This window comes from Kribbella sp. NPDC051586, from assembly GCF_044453965.1.
Classification (GTDB): Bacteria; Actinomycetota; Actinomycetes; order Propionibacteriales; family Kribbellaceae; genus Kribbella.
In genome coordinates this window covers 1,766,943-1,784,372 of record NZ_JBITDF010000002.1, presented here as the reverse complement: position 1 = coordinate 1,784,372, position 17,430 = coordinate 1,766,943, and the positions used below count along the sequence as shown (strand labels likewise).

Here is a 17,430-nt window from a genome sequence, read left to right as displayed (position 1 = left end):
GTCAGGCGCGCACTGATCGCTGTAGCCATGTTAGAAAGGCGCATCGCCACAGCGAGACCGTTCTTTGTAATAGATACGGCGTATCAGTATAGAACGCGACCTGCAAACGCCACCGTCCGCCCACCCGGGCGCGGTCGGGGCTGCTACGTCGACTGCTTCTGTGTGATCAGTACGTCGATGCCGTCCAGGATTCGGCCGAGGCCGAAGGTTACGTCGGCGTCGTGGATCTCGTCGGTGTAGTGGTTGCCGGCCATCAGGCCTGCCAGGACCGTGTAGCCGAGTTCGTGCAGCCGGGGTTCCAGGAATCGGGTCACCGCCGCCGGCTCGACTGAGGTCGTGGTGCTGTCTCGCAGGTCGCGGCGCGCGCTGGCGATCCGCCGGGCGTAGCCGTCCAGCAGTAACGCGCACGACAGGCTTTCGGTGGGAGTCAGCCCGGCGGTGGTCAGCACCTTCAGGACCGCCTCTGCCCAGCCGAGCAGGTTCGGCGTCATCGGCGCTCCGCGGATGGGGAGATCGCAGAGCCAGGGGTGGATGTCGCATCGATCGACCATCGCCTGCGTCCAGGCGGTCGCCGCGGCTCTCCAGTCTCGTACGTCGGCGACCCCGTCCGGTGCCGGACCCCAGCCTGCGTCGCCGAGCAGGACCAGGAGCTCGTCGCGGGACCTGACGTACCGATAGATCGCGTTGGCGGTCAGCCCGAGCTTCTGGGCGATCTTGGGCATCGACAACGCGGCGAACCCGTCGGCATCGGCCAGCTCGAGGGCTGCGTCGACGATGTGCTCGACACTCTGTGTCGGCTTCCGGCCGAGCTTGTTCGGCTTGGCGGGCCGGCCCCACGCGAGCACGAGTCCCGGCGGTAGGTGCGCATCGTCGGTCGACGGCATCAGGTCGGCTCCTCGCCTCTCGGCAGCTGGCTGGTTGACTTCGTGTGTACCTTACACTTTATATTAGTGCGACCCACACACGAATCTATCCGGGGATGCGATATGAAACAGTTCAACCTTTCTCGCCGGCTCGGAGTGCTGCTCACCGCGGCGTTGCTCACGAGCTCGGCGGCAGCCTGCGGGGGAGCAGCCGAAGCGACGACCCGCAGTACGTCGGAGCGACCCGCCGGCGTCGTGGTCCCGACAGCTGCCGGCGCAGTACGCGGCACGCTCACCGCCGATGCCCGGCTCTTCCAGGGAATTCCGTACGCCGCACCGCCGGTCGGCAAGCTCCGCTGGGCATCGCCGCAACGGGCCGCGTCCTGGCATGGCATCCGGGACGCCACCAAGCCCGGGAATCGCTGTGCCCAGGCCGAAGGGCTGATCGACGCGGCCAGTACCACCGAGGACTGTCTCTACCTCAACGTCACCACGCCACGCCACAGCGGCGCACACAAGTTGCCGGTCATGGTGTGGATCCACGGCAACGGCTTCATCAGCGGAGCCGGCAGCCTGTACGACGCACAGCAGCTGGCGAACAGCGGCCAGGTCGTCGTGGTCAGCCCCAACTACCGGCTCGGCATCTTCGGCTTCCTCGCCCATCCGGCGCTGGACCACGGCGGAGCCCGGCAACTCTCGGGGAACTTCGGCCTCGAGGATCAGCAGGCTGCGTTGCGGTGGGTCCAGCGCAACGCGGCAGCGTTCGGCGGCGATCCGGGCAATGTCACGATCTTCGGCGAGTCCGCCGGCGGCACCAGCGTGTGTTCCCATCTGGTCGCGCCAGGATCCGCGGGCCTGTTCCAGAAGGCGATCCTGCAGAGCGCCGAATGTACCGGGCAGAAGTGGTCGCCCGGACCGCCGACCTGGTTTCCGCTGCCACGGTCCGAGCGCGAGCAGAACGGCCTCGATGTCGCGGCCAAGGTCGGCTGCTCCGACCCGCGTACCGCTGCGGCCTGCCTGCGAGCCAAACCGACGGACGAGCTCGCCAAGTGGTCTGATGTCGGGGTCGGATCAGGACCCACCATTGGTGGTGGCGTACTGCCTCTCAGCCCGGATCGCGCCTTCGCAACCGGCCGCTTCAACCACGTACCGATCATCCAGGGGACCACGCGGGACGAGCACCGCCTCTTCACCGCGGCGATCGAAACAGCAACAGGTCAGGTGACGACCCCGGCCGGCTACCGCGAGGAAATCCACACGCTGTTCGGCCAGTCGGACGCCGAACGGATCTTGGCCCGCTATCCCGTCGAACAGTTCCATTCGGCCGGCGAGGCATTGTCGACCGTCGTCACCGACTGGGCGTGGGGGTGTCCCGTCCTCGACCGAGATCGTGCACTCGCCACGCAGACACCGCTGTACGCGTACGAGTTCGCCGACGAGACTGCTCCGTGGTTCAGCACGCTTCCGAAACCCAACTTCCCGACCGGCGCATTCCACGGGGCCGAGCTGCAGTACCTCTTCAACGACGAGCAACTCCCCGGCCCGAGCACACCCGCACAGCAAGAACTCTCCGCGACGATGATGCGCTACTGGACCCAGTTCGCACACACCGGAAACCCGAACGGCCCCGGCGTACCACGCTGGCAGCCATTCCAGAACAAGAACCACGTCCAGTCCCTCGCCCCCCAAGGAATCACCTCAGCCGACCTCGCCCAGGAACACCAATGCGCCTTCTGGACCTCAATAGACTCCTGACCTGATCAAGCCACCACGCGAGAACAGGCGCGGTAGGACCGACCGAGATCACGTCCGTCGGCAGACGCAGTAACCGGACCGGCCGTCATGAGACGGTTGCCGCATGCCGACGGACGTGAAGCGCTTCTGGAACCACAACACCCATCACCACCGCTTGGTCCTGGATGCGTTGCCGAAAGGCGCGCGGTCCGCGCTGGATGTGGGAACTGGAGACGGACTGCTGGCAAACGACCTGCGTGAGGTCGTGCAGGAAGTAGTTGCCATCGATCGCCTCCGTGCATCACCTGCCCGACCTGGCCGGCGTGCTCACACGCATGGCTGCTCTAACCGCACCCGGTGGTGTCGTTGAGGGCCCGGTGTCCGATGGCGGCGGCTTCCGCTGTTTCGGTATGAACTCAGATGGAGGAAGCCTTCCTGAGCGCATGCCGGGGTAATTGCGGTGCATCGGTGAACCGCGGGTCCTAGATTGCGGGGGTGGACCTTTCGCATCTCGGAGAGCCGGTCGGGCCGATGGTCCGCGTTCACGGTGGGTTCGCCAACCGGATGTATCGGCTCGACACCGACCAGGGATCGTTCGCGGTGAAGGAGTTGAACCTCGTCGACCGCCGCTGGGCCTACCGCGTCGAGGACGTGTTCAGGTTCGAGCGGGCGGCCTTCGCTGCCGGTATTCCCATGCCGGAGCCGATCTCGGCCGGCCACCACACGCTGGTCCACCGGTGGGTCGAGGGCGAGAAGGTGCCCGAGGCACCGGTGTCGGCGGCGTACGCGTTCGAGATCGGCGAGATCCTCGCGCGCATCCACGCGCTCGACGTCGAGTGGACGCACGTGCCGAAGGAGGACCCGACGGCACAGGACTGGCCCGAACTCGCCGAGCGGGCGGCGGCGACGGGACAGCCGTGGGCCGACGAACTCGCCTCGCGCGTCGAGACGTTTCTCGCGATTGCCCACTTCGTCGACGCCTGCGATCGGCCGGGCCCCGTCGTACTGACCCACAAAGACATCCAACCGTGGAACCTGCTCGCTCGAGACGGCCGGCCGGTGGTGCTCGACTGGGAGCTCTCGGGCCTGCTCGACTTGTCCGGTGAGCTCGGCTCGACCGCGCTGAGCCTCGCGAAGGGACCTGGCTTCGACGACATCGAGCCCACCATCTTCCGCTCGGTCCTGGACGGGTACGTCGCAGGGGGCGGAGCGCTGCCGCCGTCGGGGCCGAGCTGGTTCGTGTTCATGATCGGCGGCTGGCTGGGGCACACGAGGTGGAACATCCTCCGCTGTCTGGCCGGCGTCGAGGCGAGTACTGGCCCGGATCTCGCGCTGTCGCACGAGGCCGTGCGCAACGGCATACGCGGCCTTCCCGATTTGTTCGGCCGACTTCCAGACCTCGAGGCGCTGCTCGTGTGACGCGTCGCTTCCGGCGCGTCATGGTGCAGAACGGCGCTGCGGGGCGTGCCAGTGTGAGATGTCCCTCTCGCGTCGTCGTGGCGCTGGTGGGCTGGGAGGTTGACCATGGGGTGATGACCTCGTCGCCCAGCTCGCCGTACGCCGGTGGCCGACCGGATCCGGCAGACGGGACCACCGCGCCCGATGGAGAGTCCGCCCCCACAGGCAAGTACCTGCTGGACAACGCGCGCGCCGAGGCGGGCGAGCGATTCGTTTGGCTGGCCGAGCTGTTCGACGGTGTGACGCGCGGGCACTTCGCTCGCCTGGGGGTCGGGGCCGGCTCGCGCTGCTGGGAAGTAGGGGCCGGTGGCACCAGTATCCCGGAGGCACTCGCCGCGGCCGTCGGTCCGAGCGGGCACGTGCTGGCCACGGACATCGACCCGTCGTGGCTGAAGGCAGGCGACGGGTACGAGGTACGCCGGCACGACGTCGTCGCTGATCCGCCCCCGGAGCCGGGGACGTTCGATCTGGTGCACGCCCGGCTCGTGCTGGTCCACGTACCCGACCGGGCTCGGGCGTTGGCCACGATGGCGGCCGCGCTGCGGCCCGGCGGCTGGCTGCTGGTCGAGGACGCCGATACCGCTCTGCAGCCGCTGGCGTGCCTGGACGACAGCGGCCCTGCGCAGCAGCGGGCGAACCGGCTGCGCGACGCGATCCGGCAGCTGCTGGCAGGCCGCGGCGCGGACCTGCGCTTCGGCCGGACACTGCCGCGAGCGTTGCGTGACGCCGGCTTGGTAGACGTCGCCGCGGCCGGCTCCTTCCCGGTCGGCGGCCTCGCCTGCGACCGGCTGGAGGCGTCGACCATCCGCCACGTACGCGACGAGCTCCTCGCCTCCGGCCTGACCGACGACGCCGAACTCGACGCGCACCTCGCCGCCATCGACGCGGGCCAACTCGACCTGACACTCGCCCCCCTGATCTCAGCCTGGGGCCGCCGCCCAACCGAACCACCCCTCGACTAACTGCCGACACCGAACCCCACTGGAAGTCGAGTTGTCTGCTGGCGACCGTCTGGGACGACTCGGTCCCGGGCCGGTGCACTTGGCCTGATCTAGCCTCGAGGGCATGTTCGACGGGTTCGAGGAACTGCGGGTCGAGGTCGACGGGAACGTGATCGCAGGACGGATCGGTGGCTCGGGTCCGCCGGTCCTGTTGTTGCACGGGATCCCGCAGACACATCTGATGTGGCACCGCGTCGCGCCCACGCTCGCCACCCACTTCACGGTGGTCGCGACCGATCTGCGCGGCTTCGGCGGCAGCGGGAAGCCGGCCAGCGGGCCCGACCACGCGCCGTACGGCATGGGGACGATCGCTGCCGAACAGGTCGCCGTGATGCGGGCGCTCGGGTTCGAGCGGTTCGCGGTGGCAGGGCATGACCGCGGTGGACGGTGTGCGTACCGAATGGCGCTCGACCATCCTGACGTGGTGACGCGTCTGGCGGTGCTGGACGTCGTACCGACCGGTGAGGTGTTCGACCGGGCGGACAAGGAGTTCGCGCTCGGCTACTGGGTCTGGTCCTTCCTGGCCGCGCGGGAGCCAGTGCCGGAGCAGATGATCGCCGCAGCGCCGGAGACGTTCGTCGGGTACATGCTCGACGATTGGTCCGGCGACCCCACCGCGTTCCCGGCGGAGGTGCGGTCGGTGTACGTCGACCAGTTCCGCGACGAGGCAACCGTGCATGCGATCTGCGAGGAGTACCGCGCGGCGGCAACAATCGATCACGAACGCGACACCGCCGATCGCGGCCATCGCCGGATCCAGTGCCCGGTCCAGGTTCTCTGGGACGGCTCCGGCGCGGTAGGCACCTGGTACGGCGATCCGCTGGCCCTGTGGCGAAGCTGGGCCGACGACGTCACCGGCCACCCGATCGACGCCGGCCACTTTCTCCCCGAACAAGCACCCGAGAAGACGCTCACCGCACTACTCGACTTCCTGTCCCCCTTGTCGAACTGAGGCCTCGGGGGTCGCCGCAACGGAGCATGACCTTTCTTGACCATCAAGGCCGTGCAAGGATCCCTGTCGTGAGTCCGCAGCAGTTTCGCGCTGTCGTCGCTGCCGGTCCGGGCGACCGGGCGGTGATCGTCGTGCCGTTCGATCCGGACGAGACGTGGGGTACCAAGGCTGACCATCCCGTCGGCGGCACGGTCGACGGCAGGCGGGTCCGCGGACGGCTGTCGTCGACCGAGGGCGGATGGGTATTGACCGTCACGCCGATGTGGCTGCGAGACACCGGCGTCGCTATCGGCGCTGAAGTGACCGTCGAGCTGGCCCCGGAAGGTCCACAACGCCAGGACCTGGCCGACGACATCGCCGCGGCGCTGGACGCCAACCCGGCCGCGGCCGCCTTCTTCGACACGCTCGCGCAGTTCTACCGCAAGGCGTACCTCCGCTGGATCGACGCCACCACCCGCCGCCCGGATGTCCGCGCGGCGCGCATCGCCGAAGTGGTCGACCTGCTCGCCGCGCACATCAAACAACGGCCACGCCCGTGACACCAGCTAGATGCCGGTCCTCGACTCGGGCACTCAGGCGGCTATCAGCGTGTGATGTCTACCCTTCGAGACCATGCAAACTCGAGTGTTCGCTGCTCCGAAGGTGCCGGCGGTCTTCTTGATGTTCTGGGTGGTCAAGCTGCTGACCACCGGGATCGGCGAGACCGCGTCGGACTACCTCGGCAGCGTCAGTATCCCGCTGGCCGCCGTCATCGGGGTCGGTACCTTCTTCACCGCTTTGTCCGTGCAACTGAAGGCGAGGACCTATCACCCGGTGCGCTACTGGGTCACTGTGCTCGGCGTCGCTCTCTTCGGCACGATGATTGCCGACGGCCCGCACGTTGCGCTCGGTACGCCGTACTGGTTCGACTCGATCGTGTACCTCGTGCTGCTGTGCGGTCTGCTGACGTGGTGGCAGCGCAGCGAAGGCACGATCTCGGTGCACTCGATCACCACGGCGCGGCGCGAGCGGTTCTACTGGGGCGTCGTCCTGCTCACCTTCGGGCTCGGCACCGCCGTCGGCGACGCCACCGCCATCGATTTCGGCCTCGGCTTCATCTGGTCGATCCTGCTCTTCGCCGTACTGATCGTGGTGCCGTTCGGCCTGTGGAAGCTCGGCCTCAACGTAACGGTGGCCTTCTGGTCGTCGTACGTGCTGACCCGCCCGCTCGGTGCCTCGATCGCCGACTGGCTCGGCAAAGGCACCCATGACGGCGGCGTGGGTTGGGGCATCGGCCCCGTCACCCTGGTCGGGCTGCTGATCTTCGCGGTCCTCGTCGCCTACCTGACCGCGACCCACAGCGACGTCGACCACGCGGAAACCCACGCCCGCGACGCCGCCCTCAGCGAACCCGCTCGGTCCTTGACGACCTGAGTGTCTCAGCGAGGCTCTTCGAGGGGCAACGCGAACAGTGGCGTGCCAACCAGATGCAGCATCTGCCGCTCAACCAACTGGTACGCGGGCTCACCGGCTGATCAGGGTGGTCGTGGACCAGCGACGTGGTCTGCCGCTGAGTACCGCTGCTACGGCTGGTTTGCGCACTATCTGTGAGAATCGGTTCACGCTGTGGAGCTGCGGGGGTATCGGAGACGGCACATTCCGCAATAGGCTGGCTTCCCCGGAGGGCCCAGGCTTGGCGCAACCCCACACGCGCTGCCGGGCCCTTCGCCGCTCATCGGGCACCCCGAGCCGCGCCACCCGCCTGCCTCAGCGGTCCGGCGCAGCTCGGCGTACCAGGACGACCGGCGCGATTGTTCAGCTGATTGGTGCGTCAGAAGGCGCCCTGTTGTCCCGCGTTGTGTCTTCTTCATCCGGCCGGCGCATCGCCCACTCGTGCGGCAGCGCGGCGAACCACATCACGTCGTAGCGCTCGCCCTGCCAAACGCTGTCTGCGCGCATCGTTCCCTCATACACAAGCCCGGCTCGGCGAGCCACGGCGACTGAACCCTCGTTCCCCGCGACGACTGTCAGGAAGACGCGAGCTGCTCCCAGGTCGAACAGCCAGCCCGTGAGCAGGACCGCCGCTCGAGTCGCGTAGCCGCGCCCTCTGGCATCTGGCGCGATCCAGTAACCGAACTGTGCCACGTCCTCGTCGGACCAGTTGTCGACGCCACAGCAGCCGACCAGTTCGCCGGATGTTGTGTCCACGATTGCGAACGCAACACCAGAGGGTGTGCCAGTCGCAGCAAACGCACGCCAGCTCACCGCGAATTGTTCGATGGTAGCCTCAGCGTCCGCGATCGAGGGTGGCGGAGCCGGGTGTCCTAGCCGGTCGTGGTTGCCGTTGTAGCGCTGGATCGCCGGGTCGGCGCATGCTTCCGCCATGAACGGGGCGTCGTCGCTGGACCAAGGCCGCAACGTGACCAAGCCGTCGGACAGCGTCACGACCGGGCTTTCGCTAGACATGTAACTATGTTGCCACCGCACCGGGTGTCCCCGCCTGATATTTTCTCGCCGAGGTTGAGCAGCCCGGCCGTCAGAGCTGCTGGAACAGCGGGGCTAGAGGTCGGCCGCGAGGCTCTCGGAGAGACGTGTGAAGCCGTGCCGGCGATAGAACCGTAGCGCCCGCTCATTCGCGGCGTACGCGTCCACCTGAATCCGTGCGGCGCCGCGTTCGCGGGCCCAATCCGTGAAGCGCCCGACCATGTGGCTACCGATCCCCTCGGTGCGCCGCCGCGGTGCGACGAACATGCTCACCAACTCGGCTCGGGGCGCGAGCCACATCTCCGAACAGTCGGCGTAGGTCCCGACCAGATGGCCAACGACCTCGGGGCCGGCCGCCGCCACGACCACCAGCGCCGCCGGATCGGCCATGAGGCCGGCGTACCAGTCGCGGCCGTGCAGTACGGGCCACTCCGGATTCCGCAGTCGGTCGCGTGCCGCGCCGTCCTCGGCGAACAACGCCGCGGTCGATGCCACCAGCCCGGCAACGTCATCGGCGATTGCCGTCCTGACATCAATCTCCATGAGTCAGCAACGTAGGCCATCTCGGCAGCGCCGTGGCAAGGGCCCGCGGTACCGGTGGCGTAGGACAAGCCGTCTGCATCCTGGCGCCGTGAGCCCTTCATTCATCCAGGGGTTCGGCTTCGTGGTGGGTTTTGAGGAGGTAGTCCTCGACGGTGAACAGGTGGGCGGCCATCTGGATGCGTGCTCGGTCGGGGTCGTGGGACGTCAGTGCGGCGAGGATCGAGAGGTGTTCGGTGTGGGCGGTCTCGTCGGCGCCGGGCTGGGTGATCGATCGGCGGAGCCGGTCGCGCATCGTCCGTCCACCGAGCGCGTTGATGAGCGCCGCCAGGACCGGATTGCCGGCCGCGTCCGCGACGATGCGGTGGAAGGCGATGTCATTCTCGATCACTGTCTCGTGATTGGCCTCCTCGAGGCTCAGCTCGGCCTCGTTGTGGCGCAACAGTTCGGCAGCGGCTTCGAGCTGTGCCGGTGCGATCTGTTGCGCGGCAAGGGCTGCGGCTTCGGTCTCGAGGACCCGGCGTACGGCGTGCAGGTGATGCGTCCCGCTGCCGTCCTGCAGGTCGACGACGAATCCGATGGGCGCGAGGAGCATCGACGGGTCCAGCCTGGTGACGTAGGTACCGTCACCTTGCCGGGTCTCCAGCACGCCCATCATGGACAGCGCGCGGACCCCTTCGCGGAGCGGATTCCTGGAGACGCCGAGTGCCGAGGCGAGGTCCTTCTCGACGGGAAGCCGGTCGCCGGACCGGAGTTCGCCGTCGATGATCATCTGCCGGATGCCCTCGATGACGACATCGGTCTGGGACACGCCAGGTGGCCGGGACCGCTCGACCACGTTGCCGGCGCTCACGGCAACGCTTCCCGTTCCGCGCGGGCCGACCAGTAGCTGCCGTCCGGGAACCGATAGGTCTGAAGTGACTCCCTGTGCATCTCGGCACTGTAACCGGGGGCGGCCGGAAGCACATATGCACCGGCCTTCACGACGCAAGGCTCGACGAAGTGTTCGTGCAGGTGGTCCACGTACTCGGTGACGCGACGCTCGAGGCTGCCCGACAGGGCGACATAGTCGAAGATCGCGAGGTGCTGGACGAGTTCGCACAGCCCGACACCACCCGCGTGCGGGCACACCGGCACGTCGAACCAGGCGGCGAGCAGATAGACCGCGAGTACCTCGTTGACGCTGCCGAGGCGGGCGGCGTCGAGCTGGCAGTAGTCGATGGCCCCGGCTTGGAACATCTGCTTGAACAGCACCCGGTTCATGCCGTGCTCACCGGTGGCGACGCCGATAGGCGCCACGGCCTTGCGGATCGCGGCATGACCGAGGATGTCGTCGGGGCTGGTGGGCTCCTCGATCCACAACGGGTCGAACCCGGCCAGCGCCTTGACCCATTCGATGGCCTGCGGAACCTCCCAGACCTGGTTCGCGTCGATCATCAGGTGACCGTCCGGGCCGAGCACCTCGCGGGCGATGCCGCAGCGCCGGATGTCGTCGTCGAGATTGGCCCCGACCTTCAGCTTGACGTGTTTGTAGCCGGAGGCAACGGCCTCCTCGCACAGCCGGCGCAGTTTGGCGTCGGAGTAGCCGAGCCATCCGGCCGAGGTCGTGTAGCACGGGTAGCCGGATGCCTCGAGCTCCGCAATTCGTTGCTTGCGGCCCGCTTCCTGTCCGGCCAGCAGGGCCACCGCCTGGTCGGCGGTGAGGACGTCGCTCAGGTAGCGCAGATCCGCGACGTCAACGAGTTCCTCGGGTGACATCTCGGACAGCAGTCGCCACAGGGGTACGCCGGCCCGCCGGGCGGCGAGGTCCCAGACCGCGTTCATCACCGCGGCCAACGCGAGGTGGACGACTCCCTTGTCGGGACCGAGCCAGCGCAGTTGGGTGTCCGACTGGAGCTCCCGGTAGATGCCGCCGAGGTCGGTGCAGAGCTCGTCGACGTCCCGGCCGATCAGCGGCTGGGCGCGTTGCTGTGCCGCCGCGACGCACAGGTCGTTGCCCCGGCCGATCGTGAAGGTGAAGCCGTGTCCGGACAGGCCGGGCACGTCGGTGTGCAGGACGAGGTACGCCGCCGAGTGATCACCGTCCTTGTTCATCGCGTCCGACCCGTCGCTGGTCAGCGAGGTCGGGAATCGGACGTCGACAACCTCCAGCGAGGTGATGCGTGGCATGGCGGCCCCTCAACATCGGTCCCATAGAGATGGGATCTTTTTGACTGAACGATGCCGCTCAGTATGGACCAATCGCTCGCGCGGCGCTACGATCCCGGAAATTCATAGGATTAATACCTCGCCTCATCGACGGAGGACTGCGGTATGGGCAACCTGGTGGGCTCGGACCGGTCCGGGGCGCAGCGCTTGCGCTACGACCGGCCCGCCGAGACGTGGCTCGAGGCAGTGCCGCTCGGCAACGGCCGGATCGGCGCGATGTGTTTCGGGGGCGTCGGCAGTGACCGGATCGGGCTGAACGACGAGACTCTCTGGTCGGGCAGTCCGCAGACCGCGCGGTCGTTGTCGGCTCCGCTCGGTGCGACCGGCGCGGACGCGGTGCAGGCAGTGCGTGACGCCCTCACGGCGGGCGACATCCGCCGGGCGCATGCTTTGGCCCGCGGTTTCCACTCCGGCTACGGCCAGGCGTACCTGCCCTTGGGTGACCTCCTGCTGGAAGTTCGTGTCGGCGGGACCACGCCGGCCGCCGGCGATGTCGCGCAGTACCGGCGGGAGCTCGATCTGGACACGGCGACGGCAACCGCGGAGTACGAGCTAGGCGGAGTCGTGGTGCGGCAGGAGGTCTTCGTCAGCGCGCCGGACAGTGTCCTGGTCCTGCGACTGACAGCGTCCGAGCCGGTGCTGGCGCTGACGTGCCGGTTGACGTCGCAGTTGTCGTCAGAACCACACATCGTCGAGGACGGGCTCGGATTGTTGCTGCAGGCCCCGGCCGACGTCGCTCCGCCGCATCGCGATGTTCCCGAGCCGATCAGGTACTCCGACGGCGCGGACCGCGGTATGGCAGCGGCCATCGCCTTGCGTGCCACGACCGACGGAAGGCTCCGGGCCGAAGACACCGAGCTCGCGGTCGAGGAGGCAACCGAGGTCGTCCTGATTCTCTCCACCGATACCGGGTACGACGGGCCGTCGACGTCGCCGACCCGATCGGCGACGGAGTGCTGGACCGTTGCGGATCAGAGAGTGCTCGCGGCGCGCGACCGCACGTACGGCGAGCTCGTGGCCGACCATCGCGAGGATCACCAGCAGCTGTTCCGTCGTTCGTCGCTCGACCTTTCCGGTCCTGCCGGGAATTCCGACCTGCCGACCGACGTACGGGTCGCGGGTGCGGTTGACGTCGAGGACCCCGCGCTGGTCGCGCTGCTGTTCAACTACGGCCGCTACCTGATGATCGCGAGTTCGCGATCGGGTGGCCTGCCGACCAATCTTCAGGGGATCTGGAACGACATCCTCCGGCCGCCGTGGAGCAGCAACTTCACGGTGAACATCAACACCGAGATGAACTACTGGCCCGCCGAGACGACCAATCTGTCCGAGTGCCACGAACCGCTGCTCCGCTACATCGGTCAGCTCGCCCAGGCGGGCCGCTCGACCGCGAGGGAACGGTACGGCTGTGGTGGCTGGACCGCGCACCACAACGCCGACGCCTGGTGCTGGTCGTACCCGGTCGAGGGCGATCCGCGGTGGTCGAACTGGCCGATGGCAGGCGCCTGGCTGGCCCGCCACCTGTGGGACCACTACGCGTTCACCGGCGATCTGGAGTTCCTCGGCGAATCGTGGCCCGTGTTGCTGGGCGCGGCGGAGTTCTGCCTCGACTGGTTGGTGGTGATGCCGGACGGCACCCTCGGTACGGCGCCGTCGACGTCCCCGGAGAACGACTATCTGGCCGACGACGGACAGCCCGCGTCGGTGACCCGGTCGGCGACCATGGACCTGACCCTGATCTCGGATCTCTTCAAGCGGGTCGAGCAGGCGGCCGAACTGCTCGAGGTCGTCGACCCGCTGGTCGGCGAGCTGTCCACCGCCCGCAAGCGGCTGCCGGAGCCCGCGATCGGCTCGCGTGGACAGTTGCAGGAGTGGGCGGCTGATCTACCCGAAGAAGATCCCCATCACCGGCACATGTCGCACCTCGTCGGTCTTCATCCGGGCGAAGCGATCACGCCGGACGGCACGCCGGCCCTCGCGGCCGCTGCGGCCCGGACGCTCGAACTGCGCGGCGACCAGGCCACCGGCTGGTCGCTGGCCTGGAAGATCAACCTGTACGCCCGGCTGCGCGACGCGTCCGGAACGCACCGGCTTGTCCGCGCGTTCCTGGCACCTGCCGGCGATACCTCGACCGACTACGTCGGCAGCGGCGCCGGCGTGTACCCGAATCTGTTCTGCGCCCATCCGCCGTTCCAGATCGACGGGAACTTCGGCGCGACCGCGGGCATCGCGGAAATGCTGCTGCAGAGTCACACCGGCGAGATCGAACTGCTGCCCGCGCTGCCGGCCGAATGGCCGAGCGGGCGGGTCACGGGGCTGCGGGCTCGCGGCGGGGTCACCGTCGACATCGCGTGGACGCCGGCCGGCGTCGAAGCGGTCCTGACCGCCGACCGGGACCAGGAGCGGGTCGTCCGCCACGGCGACGACCGGGTTCCGGTCAGGCTGACCGCCGGCATCGGCCACCGCGTGAGCGCGGCTTGACAACGGCACGGATCAAGGAGGTTCCATGGCTACCCTGACCACGGTCCGGCCACCGGCCGGTGAGACGCCGGTACGGCGCCGGCGGCGGCGAGAACGTCCCGGCGTCCGAGGACTGCGACGCAGTCTTCGACGGCACTGGACCCTGTACCTGTTGATGGTCGTGCCGCTGGTGTGGTTCGTGATCTTCAAGTACATCCCGATGTCGAACGCGGTCCTGGCGTTCAAGAGTTTCAACGTGATCAAGGGCATCTGGGGAAGCCCGTGGGTCGGCTGGCAGAACTTCGACCTGTTCTTCCACAACCCGGTGTTCTGGACGCTGGTGAAGAACACCTTCGTCCTGTCGGTCTACACCGTGGCAGCGAGCTTCCCGATCGCGATCATCCTCGCACTGGCACTCAACGAGATCCGCAACGGTGTGTTCAAGCGGTCCGTTCAGATGGTGACGTACGCGCCGTACTTCATCTCCACCGTGGTGGTCGTCTCGATGACGATCCTGGTGCTGTCACCGCGCCTCGGCATCGTCAACGAGGGCCTGGGCTTCTTCGGCGTTCCGTCGATCGACTTCCTCGGGAATCCGGAGTACTTCCGCCACATCTACGTGTGGTCGGACGTCTGGCAGACCACCGGGTACTCGGCGGTGATCTACCTGGCCGCGCTGTCCGGCATCGACCCGGCGCTCCACGAATCGGCCAAGATCGACGGCGCGAGCCGGCTGCAGCGGATCCGGCACGTCGACCTGCCCGGCATCATGCCGACCGCCGTCATCATCCTGGTGCTTGCTGTCGGCAACATCATGGCGATCGGCTTCGAGAAGGCCTTCCTGCTGCAGAACCCGCTCAACCTGAGCGAGTCCGAGATCATCGCCACCTACGTCTACAAGACCGGCCTGCTGAACGCCGATTTCAGCGGCGCCACCGCGATCGGCCTGTTCAACTCGGTCATCAACCTTGCGCTGCTGCTGATGGTCAACGCGATCGCCAAGCGGATCACCGGGAACGGATTGTGGTCATGAGCGTCCAGACCGACACGAGATCGCTGCCCAGCAAGCGGGTCGAGCGCCGCGCGGCCCGCGCCCGCCGGATCCGGGAGCCGCGGACCGACCGGATCTTCCTGTTCTGCGTGTACCTGCTGCTCGCGGTCTTCCTCGTGGTCGTCCTGGTGCCGTTGCTGTACATCGTGGCCAGCTCGTTCAGCAGCCCGGAAGCCGTGTCGTCCGGCCGGGTGCTGTTCTGGCCGGTGGATTTCTCGCTGCGCGGGTACCACGCGGTGTTCGCGAATCCGCAGATCATCCAGGGCTACCTGAACTCGCTGTTCTACACCGTCGTCGGCACGATCGTCAGCGTCACGATGACGATCGCGATCGCCTACCCGATGTCCCGGCGGACGCTGGTCGGCCGCAACGTGGTGATGACGGCCATCCTGTTCACGATGCTGTTCACCGGCGGCCTCATCCCGACGTACCTGGTGGTCCAGTCGGCCGGCCTGCTGGACACCCGGTGGGCGTTGATCATCCCGCAGGCGATCGGTGTCTGGCAGGTCATCATCGCCCGGACGTACTTCCGGACGGCGATCCCCGACGAGCTGGTCGAGGCCGCCGAGCTGGACGGCTGCGGCGACCTGAGGTTCCTGTGGTCGGTGGTGATCCCGTTGGCCAAGCCAATGATCGCGGTGGTCGCGCTGATGTACGCGATCATGCAGTGGAACTCGTACTTCGACGCGCTGATCTACCTGAAGAACCCGGACCTGTTCCCGCTCCAGCTGGTCCTGCGGAACATCCTGATCCTCAACACGACGGGCGGCGGCGCCGTCGACGCGTCCGTCGTCATCCAGCGTCAGCAGCTCGCCGACCTGCTCAAGTACTCGCTGATCGTGGTCGCGAGCGTTCCGGTGCTGGTCATCTACCCGTTCGTCGCCCGCTACTTCACCAAGGGAATCCTGATCGGCGCCGTGAAGGGCTGATCCCCGGTAGCACTCTGTATCACCTCGACCCTGTGAGGGACAAATGTCTGTACAGTTCACGAAGCGGAGGCGTGCCGCGGTCGCCGGCCTGAGTCTCCTGGCACTCGCGCTTGCGGCCTGCTCCGGCGGCAGCGGCTCGGACGACCAGCAGGGCAAGCCATTGCCCACGATCACCGGGAATCCCGCCGTCACCCTGAACGTCTTCTCGCCGCAGGCGGCCGACACGAACCTGGCCACGAACGACTTCACGAAGATGATCCAGCAGAAGTTCAACATCACCGTCAAGTGGCAGACGACCACGTACGACGGCGGGCCGGCCAAGGAGAAGCGGCAGATCTCGCTGGCCAGCGGCGACTACCCCGACCTGTACCTGCTGATCCCCTGGGTCGACCAGTTCACCCAGACGGACCTGCTGAAGCTGTCGAACCAGGGCGTCGTCGTACCGCTCAACCAGCTCATCGACCAGTACGCGCCGAACATCAAGAAGGCCCTGGACTCCACGCCGGAGTGGAAGGAGATGGCCACCGCGCCGGACGGCAAGATCTACGGCCTGCCGCAATGGGTGGACTGCTTCCACTGCTCGTACCAGGACAAGCTCTGGATGAACTCGGCCTGGCTGAAGAAGCTCGGACTGCAGCAACCGAAGACGACCGAGGACATGCGCAAGGTCCTGGAGGCGTTCAAGACCCAGGACCCGAACGGCAACGGCAAGGCGGACGAGATCCCGCTCAGCGCTGACGTGCGGGACTTCCTGATCCCGTACTTCATGAACGCGTTCATCTACGATCCACAAGGTTCCAGCGGGTACAACAGCTCCTCCCTGGTGCTGAAGGACGGCAAGGTCGACATCCAGGCGAACAAGGACGGCTGGCGAGAAGGCCTGAAGTACCTGAACTCGCTCTACAAGGAAGGCCTGATCGACAAGGGCGCCTTCACCCAGAACGCGGACGCGCTCTCGCAGCAGGGCAACCATGCCGGCTCGGTGATCCTCGGTTCCGCGACCGTCCTGCACCCCGGCATCTTCGTCAACACCGGTTCGGCGGACGGACGGGACAAGCAGTACGACGCCGTACCGCCGCTGACCGGTCCGGACGGCGCCAACTTCACCGGCTACAACTTCCCGAGTGCCCCTGGTGCGACCTTCGTGCTGACCAGCAAGGCGACGCCGGAGAAGCAGATCCAGGCCATCAAGATGCTCGACTACATCTTCACCGACCCGGGCCAGATCAACGGCCAGTTCGGGATGGAGGGCAAAGGCTGGACCGAGCCGGGTTCCGGCGACGTCGCGCTGGACAAGTCGCTGAAGCCGATCTTCAAGCAGATCCCGCAGAAGCCCGGCACGGCACCGCGGAACTCCGGCTGGGGTGCGATGGCGCAGTACAACAACACCGCCCACTTCCGGAACTCCGAGGCGATCGGCACCGACATCTACTCGCAGGCGGGGTACGAGCGGAAGTTGTTCGAGGCCACCAAGTTGTACGCCGGCCACGAGGACAAGGCCCAGATCTACCCGTTCTGGAAGGTGTGGATCGACCCCGCCCAGGCCAACGAGCTCGCCACGCTGCAGACCAACCTCGACAACTACGTGCAGCAGAACGCACTGCAGTTCGTCACCGGATCGAAGAACATCGACACCGGCTGGGACAGCTATGTCAAGGGGCTCGACGGTCTCGGCCTCAAGCGCTTCCTGGAGATCCAGCAGGCGGCGTACGACAAGGTGCCCAACAAGTAGGCCGACCCGGGCCGGCCGGACTGATCCGGCCGGCCCTCA

At 67.2% G+C, this 17,430-nt stretch carries 15 protein-coding genes; 10 read left to right on the top strand and 5 right to left on the bottom strand.

Translation table 11 applies throughout. The features are described 5' to 3' along the window. Window positions 1-143: 143 nt before the first annotated feature. Window positions 144-884: a TetR/AcrR family transcriptional regulator gene (locus tag ACIA58_RS18840; protein WP_396404946.1), complete on the bottom strand. Its 741-nt coding sequence runs from the start codon at window positions 882-884 to the stop codon at window positions 144-146. A gap of 102 nt (window positions 885-986) precedes the next feature. On the opposite strand from ACIA58_RS18840, the gene ACIA58_RS18835 reads away from it, so the two are divergent. From ACIA58_RS18835 to ACIA58_RS18810, 6 genes are all read left to right on the top strand, one after another. Continuing rightward, window positions 987-2,618 carry a carboxylesterase/lipase family protein gene (locus ACIA58_RS18835; RefSeq protein ID WP_396404945.1) on the top strand — a complete coding sequence of 544 codons (1,632 nt, stop codon included), beginning with the start codon at window positions 987-989 and terminating at the stop codon, window positions 2,616-2,618. 474 nt (window positions 2,619-3,092) lie between these two features. Then, entirely contained in the window at window positions 3,093-4,016 is a 924-nt protein-coding gene (locus ACIA58_RS18830; RefSeq protein WP_396404943.1) for a phosphotransferase family protein, read from the top strand. A gap of 113 nt (window positions 4,017-4,129) precedes the next feature. Further along, window positions 4,130-5,017: a methyltransferase domain-containing protein gene (locus tag ACIA58_RS18825; protein ID WP_396404942.1), complete on the top strand. Its 888-nt coding sequence runs from the start codon at window positions 4,130-4,132 to the stop codon at window positions 5,015-5,017. A gap of 103 nt (window positions 5,018-5,120) precedes the next feature. Further along, a complete protein-coding gene (locus ACIA58_RS18820) occupies window positions 5,121-6,008 on the top strand; it encodes an alpha/beta fold hydrolase (protein ID WP_396404941.1) in 888 nt (295 codons plus the stop codon). A gap of 68 nt (window positions 6,009-6,076) precedes the next feature. Beyond that, complete coding sequence (locus ACIA58_RS18815; RefSeq protein WP_396404940.1) at window positions 6,077-6,547, top strand: YdeI/OmpD-associated family protein; 471 nt, start codon at window positions 6,077-6,079, stop codon at window positions 6,545-6,547. Between the two features lie 73 nt (window positions 6,548-6,620). After that, window positions 6,621-7,421, top strand: coding sequence for a hypothetical protein (locus tag ACIA58_RS18810; protein WP_396404939.1), 801 nt, complete (start codon window positions 6,621-6,623; stop codon window positions 7,419-7,421). 381 nt (window positions 7,422-7,802) lie between these two features. Here ACIA58_RS18810 and ACIA58_RS18805 read toward each other — a convergent pair whose 3' ends face one another. From ACIA58_RS18805 to ACIA58_RS18790, 4 genes are all read right to left on the bottom strand, one after another. Further along, complete coding sequence (locus tag ACIA58_RS18805; RefSeq protein ID WP_396404938.1) at window positions 7,803-8,453, bottom strand: GNAT family N-acetyltransferase; 651 nt, start codon at window positions 8,451-8,453, stop codon at window positions 7,803-7,805. A 93-nt stretch (window positions 8,454-8,546) separates the two neighbouring features. After that, entirely contained in the window at window positions 8,547-9,014 is a 468-nt protein-coding gene (locus ACIA58_RS18800) for a GNAT family N-acetyltransferase (RefSeq protein WP_396404937.1), read from the bottom strand. Window positions 9,015-9,111: 97 nt separating this feature from the next. After that, window positions 9,112-9,864, bottom strand: coding sequence for a FadR/GntR family transcriptional regulator (locus ACIA58_RS18795; RefSeq protein ID WP_396404936.1), 753 nt, complete (start codon window positions 9,862-9,864; stop codon window positions 9,112-9,114). Further along, window positions 9,861-11,180 (bottom strand): L-fuconate dehydratase, encoded by a 1,320-nt coding sequence (locus tag ACIA58_RS18790; protein ID WP_396404935.1) that lies wholly within the window; start codon window positions 11,178-11,180, stop codon window positions 9,861-9,863. Before ACIA58_RS18790 ends, ACIA58_RS18795 begins: the two co-directional genes overlap by 4 nt. A gap of 144 nt (window positions 11,181-11,324) precedes the next feature. Between ACIA58_RS18790 and ACIA58_RS18785 the strand changes: the two genes are divergently transcribed. From ACIA58_RS18785 to ACIA58_RS18770, 4 genes are read left to right on the top strand one after another with little or no spacing between them, the layout of a single operon-like run. Further along, the gene (locus tag ACIA58_RS18785; protein WP_396404934.1) at window positions 11,325-13,700 is read left to right on the top strand and encodes a glycosyl hydrolase family 95 catalytic domain-containing protein; all 2,376 of its coding nucleotides are present in this window, start codon (window positions 11,325-11,327) and stop codon (window positions 13,698-13,700) included. A gap of 25 nt (window positions 13,701-13,725) precedes the next feature. Next, window positions 13,726-14,712 carry an ABC transporter permease gene (locus ACIA58_RS18780; protein ID WP_396404933.1) on the top strand — a complete coding sequence of 329 codons (987 nt, stop codon included), beginning with the start codon at window positions 13,726-13,728 and terminating at the stop codon, window positions 14,710-14,712. Next, window positions 14,709-15,659 (top strand): carbohydrate ABC transporter permease, encoded by a 951-nt coding sequence (locus tag ACIA58_RS18775; protein ID WP_396404932.1) that lies wholly within the window; start codon window positions 14,709-14,711, stop codon window positions 15,657-15,659. The genes ACIA58_RS18780 and ACIA58_RS18775 overlap by 4 nt, the downstream gene beginning before the upstream one ends. A 43-nt stretch (window positions 15,660-15,702) precedes the next feature. Beyond that, the gene (locus ACIA58_RS18770) at window positions 15,703-17,391 is read left to right on the top strand and encodes an ABC transporter substrate-binding protein (RefSeq protein WP_396404931.1); all 1,689 of its coding nucleotides are present in this window, start codon (window positions 15,703-15,705) and stop codon (window positions 17,389-17,391) included. The last annotated feature ends 39 nt before the right edge of the window (window positions 17,392-17,430 follow it).

Coding starts and splice junctions, on each gene's coding strand:
- ACIA58_RS18840 (WP_396404946.1), bottom strand. CDS start 884: ATGCCGTCGACCGACGATGCGCACCTACCGCCGGGACTCGTGCTCGCG.
- ACIA58_RS18835 (WP_396404945.1), top strand. CDS start 987: ATGAAACAGTTCAACCTTTCTCGCCGGCTCGGAGTGCTGCTCACCGCG.
- ACIA58_RS18825 (WP_396404942.1), top strand. CDS start 4,130: ATGACCTCGTCGCCCAGCTCGCCGTACGCCGGTGGCCGACCGGATCCG.
- ACIA58_RS18820 (WP_396404941.1), top strand. CDS start 5,121: ATGTTCGACGGGTTCGAGGAACTGCGGGTCGAGGTCGACGGGAACGTG.
- ACIA58_RS18810 (WP_396404939.1), top strand. CDS start 6,621: ATGCAAACTCGAGTGTTCGCTGCTCCGAAGGTGCCGGCGGTCTTCTTG.
- ACIA58_RS18805 (WP_396404938.1), bottom strand. CDS start 8,453: ATGTCTAGCGAAAGCCCGGTCGTGACGCTGTCCGACGGCTTGGTCACG.
- ACIA58_RS18800 (WP_396404937.1), bottom strand. CDS start 9,014: ATGGAGATTGATGTCAGGACGGCAATCGCCGATGACGTTGCCGGGCTG.
- ACIA58_RS18790 (WP_396404935.1), bottom strand. CDS start 11,180: ATGCCACGCATCACCTCGCTGGAGGTTGTCGACGTCCGATTCCCGACC.
- ACIA58_RS18785 (WP_396404934.1), top strand. CDS start 11,325: ATGGGCAACCTGGTGGGCTCGGACCGGTCCGGGGCGCAGCGCTTGCGC.
- ACIA58_RS18780 (WP_396404933.1), top strand. CDS start 13,726: ATGGCTACCCTGACCACGGTCCGGCCACCGGCCGGTGAGACGCCGGTA.
- ACIA58_RS18775 (WP_396404932.1), top strand. CDS start 14,709: ATGAGCGTCCAGACCGACACGAGATCGCTGCCCAGCAAGCGGGTCGAG.
- ACIA58_RS18770 (WP_396404931.1), top strand. CDS start 15,703: ATGTCTGTACAGTTCACGAAGCGGAGGCGTGCCGCGGTCGCCGGCCTG.